Consider the following 14673-nt stretch of genomic DNA (forward strand, 5'->3'; position numbering starts at 1 on the left):
TATAAAATCGCATTGGAAGAAGTTAAAGTCGAACATTTTAATAAAGTTGTTGATGTCATAAAAATTCCTCGTCAGATTCATAAGGAAGAGCTTGGTAAGTTTTCAGTAATTACTTCAGCATCAAAAATTGAAGGAGCTTCTGATTTAGCGAAGATTGGAAAGGATAAAAAAATATACAGCTCCGCTTTCAAATATTACAATAGCTCACCTTACGATTACTTATTAAAATTACGTGAACTTGGAGTAGAGGACGCCAGTCTCTTTAAATTTTTCATCAAAATTGAATCAAATACCCTTAATCAGGATGGGTTTGTCGTTTCGGGTGGCGAACGCTCAGAGTTTAATCTAATTCATGAAATTCAAGATGCAACAAAATATGATTTGCTCTTGATTGACGAACCTGAATCTTCATTCGACAATAATTTTTTGAATCGTGAGATTAATTCAATAATTAAGCACATTTCAACCCTTCTACCTGTTGTAGTTGTAACTCATAATAGCACCGTTGGTGCTTCAATAAAACCGAACTATTTGGCTATAACTGAAAAAGCCATTGAAGATAAAAAGTTCATCTATCGCATCTATACTGGATACCCTTCGGATAAAGAATTAGCTTCTTCTGATGGAAAGAAAATAAAAAATTACGAATCGTTATTAGGCTGTTTAGAAGCAGGTTTGGAGGCATATACAGAAAGAAAGGAGAAAACTTATGACATACTTAAAAATTGAAAATAATAAAGGTTTTTATCGACTTGACGGTACTAAACAGGAATGGCTGGAACTTGATCAAATTGGCAAAGACGATTTAATCAAGTTACTGAGTATTGCTACAACTCAAGACTTCTCTATGGATGAGTATAAAAATGAACTTCTTATGAACCCAGCCCACAATATTATTTACAAAAATATTTATGGCAAGTTCTCTGAACTTCTAAGCAATAAAACAAGGTTTCAAGATAGTGTTAACTCCATGTATAAAACCGCAATTGACAAATACACTGTAGAGTTAAAGTAAAAGGAAATTAAAGATTAAATAAAAAGTGGATAACTTCTGCTGGCGCCAGTTTGTAGCAGGTGTCCCCTAAAGCAGACAATTAGATTTCATATCGGTAAAGATGCCTGCGGCATGACTTGGATATAAGGCTACAATCTCTAGATTTTTTATCATACCTTTATTAACAAAGGACAAACGAATATATCATTCATAGTACATGTTTCATTAGAGATTGATAGATGTCATCTAGGGGTAATTTTAGTAGCAAGATTGGATTTATTGCAGCTGCATCTGGCTCAGCCGTTGGTCTTGGTAATATTTGGAGATTTCCTTTTGAGGTTGCTAATGGTGGCGGAGCAGCTTTTTTAATCATCTATATTAATTTCTGTTTTTTACTATGCCTTCCACTAATGATCACCGAAATCGCCATTGGAAGAAAGACTCAAAGAGACGCCTCAAGTGCATTTGCTCATCTTGGATTTCCAAAATGGAGTATACTTGGTAAGATGGGAATCCTAGCTAGCATAATTGGTCTTTCCTTATATTATGTGATTGCTGCTTGGTCATTTGGGTATTTTCTTGAAATGCTCATTGGAAATTTTTCGATTGGTGCTCAATTCAATGATTACATTAAGGATGTTATCAAAATCGGTTTTTACGGATTGATATTTCTTTCAATCACAGCTTTCATTGTCTCTAAAGGAATCTCCGGTGGAGTTGAAAAAGCATCAAAAATACTAATGCCTGCGTTGCTAGTACTTCTTATTTTCATAGCTTGCTATGCATTGACTTTGCCTAACGCCTTTCAAGGCATTTCTTTTTATCTGGTTCCAGACTTCTCCGAAATTAAATTGCCAATAATTTATACTGCGCTTGGCCAAGCTTTCTTTTCACTTTCTCTTGGCATGGCAATTCACATTACCTTTGGAAGTTTTGTTTCTAAAAACGACAACATCCTCTCGTCCGCCTCAGCCATTACTTTAACAGATGTTGGGGTGGCATTTCTTGCTGGAATAATGATTTTCCCAATTGTGGCTTACCAAAGCAGCGGAGTAATAGAGGGAGTTAATGGTGGGCCAGGCCTCATTTTCCAAACGCTACCAAGTGTATTTGAATCTTTAGGACCATGGATGGGTGTACTCATTGGATCTTGTTTCTTTTTGCTACTTACATTTGCCGCATTAACCAGCGCAGTTTCTTTACTCGAGGTACCTGTAACTTATTTAGTAGACCAGCATAAAGTCCGTAGAAATCTTGCTGTAATCCTAATGACAATATTTATCTTCCTTCTCGGCATTCCTTCTCTTATAGGAAACGGGTACTCCTCTTTTTTCACAAACTTCATTCAATATGGTAGCGAAGGAACTCCTACTGATTTTTTGACATTTCTGATTCACACAAATGATGTGATTATGTTATCTGGAGGCTTTTTGATTTCAATTTTTGGAGCTTACAAATGGGGAAAATCCAATCTAAACAACGAAATAGCAGTAGGCAATCCAGCTTATAAAGGCTCCAAAGCAGAAAAACTTATCAAGTTAATGATAAGCTATTTTTGCCCAATTGTTTTAGGACTGATTTTGATTCTTACGATACTGGATAGATACTTTGGAATTACTTTAGTATAAGCAATACCCTACTTTGCGATCGTTTTGAAACGAGTGCAAAACAAAATACACTAATGCGCTTTTGTTCGTGTCTGACGAACCAATCCATAGCTTTAATAGACCAATAATTACTTGCTATTTTTTAACAAACGGTAATGGAGACACAACCCTTTGCTCGGGATCGTGATGACAGCCTAAACCAGCTTATTCACCGTAGCATAAGAAATGGCTTCGCTGATATTGGCTACATCCATCTTTTCAAACATCTTCTTACGATGGAATTTCACCGTATCAGGAGAAATAAACAGTTTTTCGGCTATCTCATTGATGGCATAACCTCTGATAGAATATTGTATAATCTCCTTTTCCCTGTCACTTAACTCAATCTTATCCAGGGTCTTCCAATAATTCTTCTCCAAGTCGTAAGCTATCGTGGTATTGCTGCCATGCTTATGAATGGTGACATTACCCGAATGCTGGGCTGTAGAAAGCGAAACAATACACAAGGCCTTCCATATTTTGCCTTTTTCAGTCAAAAACAAGGGTGTCAATTTTTGATTGATCAGGATGGGTTTACCTTCCCCTGTTTTCAGAAAGAAATCGTAAGAAATGGTGTGTTCTTTTCGCTCATTAAGTGGTATTTGCTCATAATACTCAAAACCAGCAGTATTGATCTTCAAGAGCATCTCCAGATCTTCCGCAGGCACATTTTTGAAGTAAAACTCATAACCCATCTCCTGCACTTCCTGTGCGGTATGGCCAGCCAAAAACAATGGATTGTCAGACACATATTCAAATCCTTTCTTTTCATAGTCAATCACATAGATGCTTCTATTAGTTGCCCTTGCAAATGCCGCTATCCCCTCCAGGTAATTAGCCAGCTGAGCGGCATCAGTTTCAGTTACATTCCTGACCGTGTTGTTAGAAGAAAAAAAGGAGTTTACGTCTGCCATAATCTTTTAAAAACTAAGGTTTCAATAAAGATAAAGTTTTTAATACTACTCTTGAGTGTAGTCAGATAGTCATTTTATGAATATAGCTTTGAAAATAACATCAAGTTTAAAATAAGTCATGAAAAAGGCCGCCTGGATTATATTCGCCATTCTTTCCACTCTCATTGGGCTCTATCCTACCATCTATTTTGTCCTTGATAAACGATTTGGGTTGTTGGGGTCAAAAACAGAGGCCCTGTTAAATGACAATTTATATAATGCGGCCTTTTTTACGCATATTGTTATTGGCGGTTTCGCGCTTTTAATTGGATGGTTGCAGTTCAGCAAGAAACTAAGGCGTACCAATATGAACCTCCATAGGTTAGTTGGAAAAGGCTATGTCATTGCAGTGCTAGTCAGTGGTCTAAGTGGATTGTACATTGCACTTTTTGCAACCGGTGGACTGGTAACAATGATAGGCTTTTTGTCTTCAGGAATAGTTTGGCTCTCCACAACCATGTTGGGTTTCAATGCCGTTAAAAAAGGTGATATCGACAAGCATAAAAAATTCATGATCTATAGTTATGCAGTCTGTTTTTCAGCAGTAACATTAAGAATTTGGTTGCCACTGTTAACAATAGCAACGGGTGACTTTCTAATGGTATACAACATTGTAGCCTGGTTAAGCTGGGTGCCCAATGTGATATTCGCCTACTTTTTAACCTTTAAAAGGAAGTCTGATAAGACACGCAGCGAAGCCATCTTTTTATTGAGAATGATAGGCTTCCTGATAGTTACAATATATATATCTGTGGTTTAATGAAACTCCACAGGTTGTCCATTAGAATCCAATCACTGGTAAGTGACATTAAAATCATTAATCAAAAACAATCATTATGAAGAAGAATTTATATCTCATAGCCGGAATTTTAACTGGGTTAATATTCATTAGTTCTCTTTTAGATTCCCAGCCTGGTTCTTTGTTTGGGAGTGTTTGGCTTTTCAGGCTGGGGTGGTTGATTATGGCAATCTCTTCCATTATGAGCTATTTCAAAATCAGAAAAGGAGAAAAGCAACTCTCATAATGGTCGAATTACCTCTTGAATATTGGAATAAGCTTTCAAGTCAATTCATTTTAATCTCAGTATTTCTAGGTGGGTTCTCAATAGCCATAACTGCCAACCTACTCATCAATCAAACGGAGAAGCGACTTTACAATGTCATTCTAAAACTGGCTACCACATCCTCCTCAGGGTTTCTAACCACAGTATTTTCAATGACAAATATTGTTTTGGCTACTGCTGATGGATCCCCCATTAGTATCACACAAAGCGAGCTGAATACACCCAGAGTTATTGGTTTCTTAGGATATCTGGTGGGCGTTCTGTCCCTCCTTACTATTCTGGGGTTATCAGGTTGGACGAAAAGCAAAGCAACAGGAATTTTCACGACTGTAGTCAGTGCCATCACTTTTATTCTTTTTGTTGTTACAGCAATATTCTAGCGATAAAGAGTGTAATAATTGCGCATCAACTATAAGATTAATGAGATGGCTTCGTGCCTCGCGATGGCGGTTTGCTCAACAATTAAAATTATTGTCATTTAACACAATCTTAATCCCATTTTAGTGAACTAGAAGCTCCCATTTACGTTGAATTTAAATGGGTTGAGGTACATTCACTTCGGCTTTTATATATAAAAATCAACAATCAAATTAATCATTATTATGGCGACATTAAGACTTGGAGATGAAGCTCCAAACTTTACTGCTCAGACAACAGAAGGAGAAATCAATTTTCACGAATGGTTAGGTGACTCCTGGGGTGTGTTATTCTCCCACCCGGCAGATTACACTCCTGTTTGTACCACCGAGCTGGGTACAGTATCTAAATACACTGAAGAATTTAATAAGCGCAATACCAAGGTAATGGCCCTTAGTGTTGACGGCCTTGCTTCACATAAAGACTGGATCAAAGATATTAACGAGACACAAGCGACTACCGTAAACTTCCCGATCATAGCGGATGAAGACAGAAAAGTATCTGGCCTTTATGATATGATCCACCCTAATGCAGACAGCAAGCATACCGTAAGATCGGTATTTGTGATTGGTGATGACAAGAAGATTAAGCTTACCATCACCTACCCTGCCTCTACAGGTAGAAACTTTGACGAGCTGTTAAGGGTCATTGACTCATTGCAGTTGACACAATACCACTCAGTTGCTACACCTGCGAACTGGAACAATGGTGATGACTGTGTTATCGCACCTTCTATCAGCAGCGAAGATGCTAAGACAAAATTCCCTAAGGGATTTAAAGAGTTAAAACCTTATTTAAGAATGACTCCACAGCCTAATCTTAATTGATTGGGTGGAAAGAAAGATTGAAAAGGCTGTTTCAGTAGAATTGAAACAGCCTTTTTATTTACTGCTTATCCATATAATAAGAGAAGCCTTTGCCATCACTACCAAGCACCTTGACTAAAACCCGACTGTCAGATACTGGTTCATAGATAATTTGAGTTGGAAAATCATGCTCAGGGTTTTCAAATGAAAGTATTCCAGCCTTATCAACATTTAATGTGAATGGTATAGTAGCTCCATTATTCTGATTAGGAACCGTTGCCCGGTATACCACGTTGCCATTTTCTTCTTTTATTTCGAGTGTTTCTGTTGTTCTTCTGATGCCATCTTTCACGCTATAAGACTCACCTTTTAGAGTACCATTGGCTTTCTCCCAAACCTCATATTTCTCCTTGCCTTCAATTTTCCAGGTGCCTTCAAGCATTTCATAATTTACCTGAGCCCGGCAGGCGGTGAAGGAAGCAAGAAGAACAACCACAGCAAATAATTTCATTTTCATTGACTTGTTAATTTAAGTGAAACACTAAACTATCTGCTGCATGGTATATTAAATTGTAAATTTCCGACATGTGCTTATTGTTCTTTAAAAAGGAAGAAATTGGCCATATTCTTTTCTTCAAAACCGTAGGCTGAAGGACTCTCGCCAGTAAACTCTTTGAAATTTTTGATAAAGTGTGCCTGATCATAATAGCCAGAGTCGTAAGTGATATCCAGCCATGGCTCCTTCCCCTGTTTGATCTGATCAAAAATATAAGTGAACCTGATAATGCGGCTGTAAAATTTGGGACTCAGGCCGATCACCTTTTTAAACTGACGCTCGAGCGTTCTTTCTGAAACCCCTAACTCTTCATAGAGTTGGTTTAAACGTACATTACCATTTGTGGCTATTAGCTCCTGAACTGCCTTATCAACAGGGTTTAATTCCGAAGGTTGAATTACTCTATTGTCAAACCATTCTTCAATATGACTTTTACATGCACTAAAGTCAGAGCACCCTGACAGTTCTGTGGCCAGTTCATACAATGCACCAAGAGTTTGATCAACTGCAATAACATCATCCATTAGCTCACTCATATCTAAGCCGAAGAGTCTATTTACTGTGGCAGGTTGAAACTTAATGCCCAGCATCTTGGCTACACCTGTATTTCTCAAATGAAAATGCTTTCTAATCTGTCCTGCCAACAAGAACTTAGCCTGTGTTTCCCATCTACCTGAAATATTAATTTCAAAGGTGTCACCTAAGTGGATTATAAACTCAGGATAGCCATCAGGCACTATTTTTTGAGTTTCAATCGCTGCATCACCCTCGCTGTCTATCCACCAAATGGATTTGATAATCCTACTAAGCGGTGCATCTGGCACAATTTGATCGTAATACATGATTTAAATTAAACTAAAGGAATATTCTGGGAATTTACTTTATTGCAATATCAAGTCTGCAAAATATGAAACAGATATTAATCGTACTTATTATTCTTCCATTCATTGCTTCCGCTCAGAAGAATGCACCTTTAATCAAAAGCCTTGATGAGCTCGATGAAGCACGCGGTACTATTACAAATTATTGGTTAGAAATGGGCACTGATAACTATGGTGCACCTATAAAAATTCCTGTGATTTATATACAAGGTGTAGAGAATGGCAAAACCTTAGGGCTAACAGCAGCCATCCATGGCGATGAGTTGAATGGTATTGGCATTATCCATCAGCTGCTAGAAACAATAGATGTGAGCAAGCTCAGTGGCAATATCATTGCCATAGCCGGCCTAAATGCTTATGCCCTGCAAAATGATCAAAGGAGGTTCATAGATGATGAGGATTTGAACAGAAACTTTCCTGGCAAAAAGAATGGGCACAACAGCCAGCAGTATGCCTATAAGATCACCGAAAATATATTGCCCTACTTTGATTTCCTTATCGATATGCACACCGCCAGCTTTGGCCGTACTAACACCATGTACGCCCGAGCAGATATGAGTAATGATACCTTAAGAAGCCTGGCAGAAATGCAGCACGCTGATATTATATTGAATAGTAAGGAAGCCACCGCTGGCTCTGGAGGACAAACCATGCGAGCGACAGCGAATCAGTTAGGAATTCCTTCAATAACTGTAGAATATGGGAATCCACAGGTATATCAGGAAGTAATGATCAATCGCGGTAATCAAGGCATCTTTAACACTCTAAAATGGCTTAAGATGTATAATGACTGGCAAATACCACGACCTGCCCAAAAAGTAACCTACTGCAAAAAGTCCTACTGGATTTACATGGAAGAAGGCGGCTTTCTGGAGGTAACAGTTGAGCTAAATCAAAAGGTTAGAAAAGGAGAGAAAATAGCTGTTGTAAAGAATGCCTTTGGAGAAGTTATCAATACGTATTTGGCTCCGGAAGACGGGATTGTAATTGGAAAAAGCACCAACCCGTCTAATATCAGTTGAGGGCGCATAATTCATCTCGGTATTGAGAAATAAAAAACAAACCCAAGACCGCTAAAAAATATTGTATTGTACAAGGTTGATTAATTGATTACTTTCCAATTCAACATTCACTTACCTCCTCATGAAGAATCTAGCAGTATTGCTTTGCATTATAATGGCCTCATGCCAAGCCACAGAAAAAGAACAAACTTCTGAAGAAGTCGCATGGGAGCCTATTTGGAATGGAACTGATCTCACCGGTTGGCACTCCTATCTCAACACCCCTTATCAAATGAAGGAGGACAGTACTGGCAACCCAATTGAAGCTTTTGGTATTGACAATGACCCATTGAATGTGGTGTCTGTGGTAGAGACTGATTCAGGAAATGCCATCAGAATCTCTGGCGTTGCCTGGGGAATGATTTACACAGAAGACAGCTATAAAAACTACCATTTAAAACTTAAAGTAAAATGGGGTGAGGCGATGCATAAGCCAAGAGAAAATGGTCCAAGAGATAGCGGATTGTTGTATCATGGCCATGGCAACATTCCAGGCTCTGAGCTTTCACACCCATGGATGAATTCTCAGGAGTTGCAGGTGCAGGAAGGTGATATGGGTGACTACTGGCCCGTTGGAGAAGTAGAAATAGATGTCCCGACAGAAAAGAAAGATAGCCTGTACTACCAGTATAAAGAGGGAGCAGAATTGCATACCTTCTACTGCGCTCAGATCCTACCTACGGCCACGCAGGATAGTTTGGCCAAACGAAGAATATTTAAAGCCTTGAATGCTGAAAAGCCTCATGGGGAATGGAATGATGTTGAGTTGATTACGCTTGGAGATAGCAGCATCCATATCGTAAATGGTGAAGTGGTTATGCGACTGTATAATTCCAGAATTATGAATACTGACACTCCACTAAACTCAGGTAGATTGATAATTCAATCAGAAGGTGCCGAAGTTTTTTACAAAGACCTTTATATGAAAAGCATCTCTGAAATACCCGCTAAATACAGCGAGTGACAGAGATTTAAATATTCATGAAAATTGATTAAAATTGACAATGCAAAAACAGGGAAGGAATGAGCCGTGCCATTGCGGTAGCGGCAAGAAATATAAAAACTGCCATCAGAAGGAAGATAACCAAAAAGAAAGCTCTAAAAAGAGCACTTTGATGTATGGCCTTATTGGCTTGTTTGTGATCATTACTGCGTTTGCCATTTATATCACAATCACCAAAGATGATGCACCCGGGAAAGCACCAGAAGGTAAAGTTTGGTCACCCGAGCACGGGCATTGGCACGATAAGTAACTATTTCAGGCCTGAAATTTCAATGGTCATTAAGCCTTCATGTACTGTGCTTATTTGAGCTCCATTAATGTCTTTCCAGCCTTCCCATGTAAAATACATTCCTCCAATAGGTATGATGCTCGCCCAGAACTTCCAGGCCACAGGTCTGTAATTATCATCGACTATCCATAAATAGCTATCACCTGGTGTAGAGCCACCGCTGGTAAACTGAACCAATAGGGCTTCGCTGCCTTCATAATCAACCACTTTTCTAATTGTACCGGGATCTTTTATTTTGTAAGGTGCTATAAGCCAGAAAGAATCGTTATTGAAGTAATTAATTGCATTGTTAATCAGATCATCATCATCAATCAACTCTCCTCCAACAAAAGCTTCTCCTGTTCCATCATCAGGTTGAATAACCACCTTTATATTATCCCAGCTGACTTCTACAACTCCTTCTTTTTTATTCCAGGTATAATGATGATCTCCTATAGGGTAAGTCCACTCTATAACTTCCAAAGAATCCCATGCCTGTTTATTGATTGATTTTAAAATATTATCAGCCAATTGTTCGGCCTCTGGACCTTCCTTACCTTCAGGTATGGGCTCATCAACTATCACAAAAATCAAAGCTAATATAGCAGCCACAGACAAGACGATGATTAAAAATTTCTTCATTTGAATGTTAGGTGGTTTTATTATTTAACCAAAATTAGAAAATCTATCAGCGGTATTGTCAAAAGAGCCTATAAATAGCCACCATTATTATTACCACGACCTATTTTATTTCCTTTAATTTGGACCGATGGAAAATAAGTTGACAGACACGGCCAATCTAGCGGTAAATTATATCAATGCCACCAACAAAAATATTTTCCTAACTGGTAAAGCAGGAAGTGGTAAAACTACCCTTCTGAAGTTTATAATTGAGAACACACACAAAAATGTAGCGGTAGCAGCCCCAACGGGTATAGCAGCTATTAATGCAGGCGGGGTAACACTACACTCATTACTTCATCTTCCATTTGGCACCTACCTACCACATAATGGCAATCTATCAGGAAGCAGCTTTGATTCTCAGGTAAACACTCCAAAAAGTTTTCTCTCACAGTTCAAAATGGCTAATACCAAGCGCAACATGCTGCACAGCCTTGACCTACTCATCATTGACGAGGTTAGTATGCTGCGTGCAGATATGCTGGATTGTATAGATCTTGTATTGCGAACCATTAGAAGAAGTCAGGCACCTTTTGGTAACCTTCAAATTCTGTTTATTGGCGACTTGAATCAATTGCCACCAGTTATCAGGAATAGCGAAAAAGCATTGCTCCAACCCTATTACAAAAGCGGTTATTTTTTTGAAGCGCTGGCTTTACAAAATAGGGATTTGATTTATATTGAGTTAGATAAGATATTCCGCCAATCTGACCCGGTTTTCATCGGCCTGCTTAATAAGGTAAGAATGAACAATCTGAACAGTGAAGAGGTGGAAGAGCTTAACAAACACTACCTGCCTAACTATGAAGAAGAAAACCTTGAAGGTTATATTCATTTAACCACACACAATAGAAAGGCGGAGGAAATAAACCAAAACGCACTTAATAAACTCAATAGCAAGTCATATACATTCAAGGCAGAAATCACGGGTGATTTTAATGAAAACATGTACCCTCTTGCCGAAAAATCCACTTTCAAGTTAGGTGCACAGGTTATGTTCATTAAGAATGATACCTCTGGTGAGGGACTCTATTTTAATGGAAAGATTGGCGAAATTACTAACCTCAGCAGTGAGGATTTAGAAGTAACCATTAAAGATTCAGGGAATGTGATAATGGTAGAAAAGTACTTGTGGGAAAACAAACGTTACACGCTCAATGCTGAAACGAATGAAGTTGAAGAACAGGTCATTGGCACTTTTAGTCAATTCCCTATCAAACTCGCCTGGGCCATCACTGTGCACAAAAGTCAGGGATTAACTTTTGAGAAAGCCATCCTAGATCTAGCAGATTCATTTGCTCCTGGTCAGATGTATGTTGCGTTATCGAGACTTACAGGCTTAAAAGGTTTGGTGCTTTCATCAAAACTCCCTGATACTGGCTTTGAAAATGATATTGCTTTAAACGATTTCGAGCAAAGCAAACCTAAGCTAAACCAACTAGAAAACCGACTAGAAGAAGACAAAAAGGCCTATTTATTTGATCTGGCTATCCAATCTTTCAGTTTTCAACAACTCAATGATAGTTACATCTCGCATATTTCAGGCTTTTATAAGGAGGAAAGTCGCTCTGCCAAGCAAAAGCACCTGGAGTGGACACAAGCTCAGTTCAAACAAATTGGCGAGCTATCTGGAGTGGCTAAAAAATTTACTTCCTCAATAAACAAATTTGTCAATGTCGAAAATGGGCATGAATTATTAACAGAGCGCATTGAAAAGGCCAATGAGTATTTTCAACCTGCCCTGAGAGAACTCATAAAGGCTCATAACGAGCATGTAGTTAAAATTGCCACTCAAAAAAGAATCAAAGGCTACCTTAAAGAACTTGATGAGCTCGGTAGCGCATTGACTTCAAAGATTAATATTCTTCAAAAAACTGGGTTGTTCTTTAAGGCAAACAAAGAAAATAGAATATTATCAAAAGCCGACTTAAAAAAGCAACTCACAACTGTCTCAAAACTTAAATCACCTGTAGAAAAAATCAAGAAAGTACCTACAGCTGAGATCTCATTTAAACTATATCAGGACGGCCGGTCAGTTGAGGAAATAGCAAAGGAACGTGAGTTTGTCACTGGCACAATCATAGGTCATTTGTGTAAATATGTGGAAACCGGTGAGGTTAAAGCTCAGGATTTGATTAGCAAAGACAAACTCAAAATAATACTAAAAGTCATAGGCGATACGCAGGAAGTTTCTCAATCTGAGATCAAATCGAAGCTCGGTGATGAGTATGAATATCAGGATATAAAAGTAGGTCTGGCGTATCGTGAGTATTTGGCGATAAAAGACAAATAATCTAATATTCCCTTTACTGAGCCATCTTTTTCCAAACTAATTAACCATCTATTATTCATTAAGCGGGCTGGCATTCGCTTTTTACGATAATTATAGCTTCTTTTGGCCTCTACTTCTTTTAATAATGTCTTTAACAAAATTAACTGTAGGAGGTGTTCCCGAACACTTTAACTTACCCATACATCTGGCAAATGAAAGTGGTGCTTTCGAAGCAGCTGGAATTGAACTAGATTGGAAAAACTTTGGTGACGGAACCGGAGCCATGACCCAAGCACTTAGAAATGGTGACTGCGACATTTGCATTTTGCTTACTGAGGGTATCATTGCCGATATATTGAAAGGCAACCCTTCTAAAATCATCAGCGGTTATGTCAAGTCTCCGCTAACATGGGGTATCCATACTTATGACAATGAAGTGGTGCCTAAGAAAGAGAAAATCTTCGAAGAGAAAATAGCCATTAGCAGAAAGGGATCTGGCTCACACCTTATGCCCATTGTTGATGCCTTACTCAAAGGTCAGTCGATAGAAGATGACCAGTTTGTTATTATAAAGGACATTAACGGAGCATTAAAATCACTGGATAAAAAAGAAACCTCCATATTTTATTGGGAGAAATACACCACCAAGCCGTATGTATCAAAGGGCCAATTGAAGCGTATTGGAGAGTTTAACTCGCCATGGCCATGCTTTATGATTGCCGCACGTGAAGAGGTGATCGCCCAATACCCTAAGGAACTCGATAAGTTTCTAAAGGTTATTCATAATTCGTGTGAGCAGTTTATGAAAAACCCGGATGCCCCTAAACTGGTGAGCGAGAGATACGGTCTTAAATTAAAAGATGCAGAATATTGGTTTCACAGTACGGAATGGACCACTGATAGCTGGGTAAGTGATAAGACTTTGACAAGTGTAGTTTTTGCCCTTAAAGAGGCAGGAATCATAGATCAAGACAGAGACAGCAAAAATATAGTCTGGAAGAGAGACTAAACAGCTCCCTCCCATTTTTATAAATTAATACCCTGAGGCAATAAACTTAATGCCTTTGCCTAGTACATATTCCCAAGACGTCATAACCTCTGGATCTACTTTATAATCATGCTTTTCTACCGCTTTTAACAGGCATGTCATCCATAAATCATAATACTTCGGATCAATATTAAGGTTGTGTCTATTATGAGAATGCTGAAGTCTCTTAAGTCCACTTTTTCCAGCGAAAGTATCAGATGCAAACATGATCATAAGGTTTACGCCATGCTTTAGTAACTTCTTTTGATTATCAAAATCTGTATTTTTAAATTTCTCCTTTACAGCAGGACTGCTACTTAAAAAATAATCATAAAATGTTTGTAGTACGTCTCCAGTTGACAGACACCTCCCATAACTCTTCTGAACGATCTCAACCTGGTTGATCGTCTCAGTATTTTTTGAATTTTCCATTGATAAATAATTTGACACAAATCTATTATTGGTCTAATTATTTGGTTAGGATGGGAATCAGAACTCGAACTGATAAATATCAACTATAGCGTTCATCAAGCAAAAAGTTCTCTTTGTACTTGCCCTCTTTATCTCTAAAAAAGTCCATGATTATTCTCATGTCATCTTCAATATTACCAGTAGGCATAAAGCATTGCGCAATACCAGTAGTTCTGGTCTTATAATCCATAAAGGCCATGCAGATAGGAACCTTAGCCTCTAAGGCAGCATAGTAGAAACCTGTCTTCCATTTTGGTGAGGGTGATCTTGTGCCTTCAGGTGTTACCAGCATAGATAGTGGAGCTTCTGCTTCTCTAAAGAGGTCAGCCATTACCTGTGTCATACTTTTGCGCTCAGTTTGCCCATCCTTAGGGCTTCTGTCTATCCATAAGGCTCCCATATTGGTAATCATCTTACCAAATGGAAATCTATTAAATTCCTTCTTGATAGTAAAGCGTGGATTAACTCCTAGTTGCTTTAAAGCTGTCAAGGCGTAAACAAAATCCCAATTACTGGTATGCGGTGCGGCTACAACAATAGCATTGTAAGCTTCCTTGGGAGTAGGTAAATAGA

General features: G+C 38.4%; 18 protein-coding genes. 12 read left to right on the plus strand and 6 right to left on the minus strand.

All coding sequences use genetic code 11. The annotated features are described in order from the left end of the window. The 3 genes from E1140_RS06805 to E1140_RS06815 all read left to right on the plus strand — a co-directional run. Positions 1–729: hypothetical protein (locus tag E1140_RS06805; RefSeq protein WP_425482003.1), on the plus strand; the 729-nt coding region annotated here is incomplete at its 5' end. After that, positions 710–1015: a hypothetical protein gene (locus E1140_RS06810; protein ID WP_155180741.1), complete on the plus strand. Its 306-nt coding sequence runs from the start codon at positions 710–712 to the stop codon at positions 1013–1015. The genes E1140_RS06805 and E1140_RS06810, both read left to right, overlap by 20 nt. Before the next feature lie 218 nt (positions 1016–1233). Further along, positions 1234–2622: a sodium-dependent transporter gene (locus tag E1140_RS06815; protein WP_155180743.1), complete on the plus strand. Its 1389-nt coding sequence runs from the start codon at positions 1234–1236 to the stop codon at positions 2620–2622. 173 nt (positions 2623–2795) lie between these two features. Here the strand turns inward: E1140_RS06815 and E1140_RS06820 are convergent, their stop codons facing one another. Next, the gene (locus E1140_RS06820; protein WP_155180746.1) at positions 2796–3554 is read right to left on the minus strand and encodes a helix-turn-helix domain-containing protein; all 759 of its coding nucleotides are present in this window, start codon (positions 3552–3554) and stop codon (positions 2796–2798) included. 118 nt (positions 3555–3672) lie between these two features. Here E1140_RS06820 and E1140_RS06825 point away from each other — a divergent pair, with 118 nt between their 5' ends. From E1140_RS06825 to E1140_RS06840, 4 genes are all read left to right on the plus strand, one after another. After that, entirely contained in the window at positions 3673–4353 is a 681-nt protein-coding gene (locus tag E1140_RS06825) for a DUF2306 domain-containing protein (RefSeq protein ID WP_155180748.1), read from the plus strand. A 76-nt stretch (positions 4354–4429) separates the two neighbouring features. Then, positions 4430–4618: a hypothetical protein gene (locus E1140_RS06830; protein ID WP_155180750.1), complete on the plus strand. Its 189-nt coding sequence runs from the start codon at positions 4430–4432 to the stop codon at positions 4616–4618. Then, a complete protein-coding gene (locus E1140_RS06835) occupies positions 4618–5037 on the plus strand; it encodes a hypothetical protein (RefSeq protein ID WP_155180752.1) in 420 nt (139 codons plus the stop codon). Before E1140_RS06830 ends, E1140_RS06835 begins: the two co-directional genes overlap by 1 nt. A 222-nt stretch (positions 5038–5259) precedes the next feature. Continuing rightward, on the plus strand, positions 5260–5901 hold the full coding sequence (locus E1140_RS06840; protein WP_155180754.1) for a peroxiredoxin: 642 nt from the start codon (positions 5260–5262) through the stop codon (positions 5899–5901). Between the two features lie 58 nt (positions 5902–5959). Here E1140_RS06840 and E1140_RS06845 read toward each other — a convergent pair whose 3' ends face one another. Beyond that, positions 5960–6397 carry a DUF6265 family protein gene (locus tag E1140_RS06845; RefSeq protein WP_155180756.1) on the minus strand — a complete coding sequence of 146 codons (438 nt, stop codon included), beginning with the start codon at positions 6395–6397 and terminating at the stop codon, positions 5960–5962. 74 nt (positions 6398–6471) lie between these two features. Next, on the minus strand, positions 6472–7278 hold the full coding sequence (locus E1140_RS06850) for an AraC family transcriptional regulator (RefSeq protein ID WP_155180758.1): 807 nt from the start codon (positions 7276–7278) through the stop codon (positions 6472–6474). Positions 7279–7343: 65 nt separating this feature from the next. Between E1140_RS06850 and E1140_RS06855 the strand changes: the two genes are divergently transcribed. The 3 genes from E1140_RS06855 to E1140_RS06865 all read left to right on the plus strand — a co-directional run bounded on the left by E1140_RS06855 (position 7344) and on the right by E1140_RS06865 (position 9631). Next, positions 7344–8339: a succinylglutamate desuccinylase/aspartoacylase family protein gene (locus E1140_RS06855; protein WP_155180760.1), complete on the plus strand. Its 996-nt coding sequence runs from the start codon at positions 7344–7346 to the stop codon at positions 8337–8339. A 121-nt stretch (positions 8340–8460) separates the two neighbouring features. After that, complete coding sequence (locus tag E1140_RS06860; protein WP_155180761.1) at positions 8461–9342, plus strand: 3-keto-disaccharide hydrolase; 882 nt, start codon at positions 8461–8463, stop codon at positions 9340–9342. A gap of 40 nt (positions 9343–9382) precedes the next feature. Next, positions 9383–9631, plus strand: coding sequence for an SEC-C metal-binding domain-containing protein (locus E1140_RS06865; RefSeq protein ID WP_155180763.1), 249 nt, complete (start codon positions 9383–9385; stop codon positions 9629–9631). Here E1140_RS06865 and E1140_RS06870 read toward each other — a convergent pair whose 3' ends face one another. Next, complete coding sequence (locus tag E1140_RS06870) at positions 9632–10291, minus strand: hypothetical protein (protein WP_155180765.1); 660 nt, start codon at positions 10289–10291, stop codon at positions 9632–9634. Between the two features lie 127 nt (positions 10292–10418). On the opposite strand from E1140_RS06870, the gene E1140_RS06875 reads away from it, so the two are divergent. Further along, positions 10419–12623, plus strand: coding sequence for a helix-turn-helix domain-containing protein (locus tag E1140_RS06875; RefSeq protein ID WP_155180767.1), 2205 nt, complete (start codon positions 10419–10421; stop codon positions 12621–12623). 124 nt (positions 12624–12747) lie between these two features. Beyond that, positions 12748–13611 (plus strand): ABC transporter substrate-binding protein, encoded by an 864-nt coding sequence (locus tag E1140_RS06880; protein WP_155180769.1) that lies wholly within the window; start codon positions 12748–12750, stop codon positions 13609–13611. A gap of 24 nt (positions 13612–13635) precedes the next feature. Here E1140_RS06880 and E1140_RS06885 read toward each other — a convergent pair whose 3' ends face one another. Continuing rightward, positions 13636–14061, minus strand: coding sequence for a globin domain-containing protein (locus E1140_RS06885; RefSeq protein WP_155180771.1), 426 nt, complete (start codon positions 14059–14061; stop codon positions 13636–13638). A gap of 79 nt (positions 14062–14140) precedes the next feature. Further along, positions 14141–14673, minus strand: a 533-nt coding sequence (locus E1140_RS06890) for a 1-acyl-sn-glycerol-3-phosphate acyltransferase (RefSeq protein WP_155180773.1), incomplete at its 5' end; no start/stop codon positions are given.

This window comes from Fulvivirga lutimaris, from assembly GCF_009711525.1.
Lineage (GTDB): Bacteria > Bacteroidota > Bacteroidia > Cytophagales > Cyclobacteriaceae > Fulvivirga > Fulvivirga lutimaris.

Coding starts and splice junctions, on each gene's coding strand:
- E1140_RS06835 (WP_155180752.1), top strand. CDS start 4,618: ATGGTCGAATTACCTCTTGAATATTGGAATAAGCTTTCAAGTCAATTC.
- E1140_RS06855 (WP_155180760.1), top strand. CDS start 7,344: ATGAAACAGATATTAATCGTACTTATTATTCTTCCATTCATTGCTTCC.
- E1140_RS06875 (WP_155180767.1), top strand. CDS start 10,419: ATGGAAAATAAGTTGACAGACACGGCCAATCTAGCGGTAAATTATATC.
- E1140_RS06880 (WP_155180769.1), top strand. CDS start 12,748: ATGTCTTTAACAAAATTAACTGTAGGAGGTGTTCCCGAACACTTTAAC.
- E1140_RS06830 (WP_155180750.1), top strand. CDS start 4,430: ATGAAGAAGAATTTATATCTCATAGCCGGAATTTTAACTGGGTTAATA.
- E1140_RS06865 (WP_155180763.1), top strand. CDS start 9,383: ATGCAAAAACAGGGAAGGAATGAGCCGTGCCATTGCGGTAGCGGCAAG.
- E1140_RS06850 (WP_155180758.1), bottom strand. CDS start 7,278: ATGTATTACGATCAAATTGTGCCAGATGCACCGCTTAGTAGGATTATC.
- E1140_RS06860 (WP_155180761.1), top strand. CDS start 8,461: ATGAAGAATCTAGCAGTATTGCTTTGCATTATAATGGCCTCATGCCAA.
- E1140_RS06820 (WP_155180746.1), bottom strand. CDS start 3,554: ATGGCAGACGTAAACTCCTTTTTTTCTTCTAACAACACGGTCAGGAAT.
- E1140_RS06815 (WP_155180743.1), top strand. CDS start 1,234: ATGTCATCTAGGGGTAATTTTAGTAGCAAGATTGGATTTATTGCAGCT.
- E1140_RS06825 (WP_155180748.1), top strand. CDS start 3,673: ATGAAAAAGGCCGCCTGGATTATATTCGCCATTCTTTCCACTCTCATT.
- E1140_RS06885 (WP_155180771.1), bottom strand. CDS start 14,061: ATGGAAAATTCAAAAAATACTGAGACGATCAACCAGGTTGAGATCGTT.
- E1140_RS06840 (WP_155180754.1), top strand. CDS start 5,260: ATGGCGACATTAAGACTTGGAGATGAAGCTCCAAACTTTACTGCTCAG.
- E1140_RS06810 (WP_155180741.1), top strand. CDS start 710: ATGACATACTTAAAAATTGAAAATAATAAAGGTTTTTATCGACTTGAC.
- E1140_RS06845 (WP_155180756.1), bottom strand. CDS start 6,397: ATGAAAATGAAATTATTTGCTGTGGTTGTTCTTCTTGCTTCCTTCACC.
- E1140_RS06870 (WP_155180765.1), bottom strand. CDS start 10,291: ATGAAGAAATTTTTAATCATCGTCTTGTCTGTGGCTGCTATATTAGCT.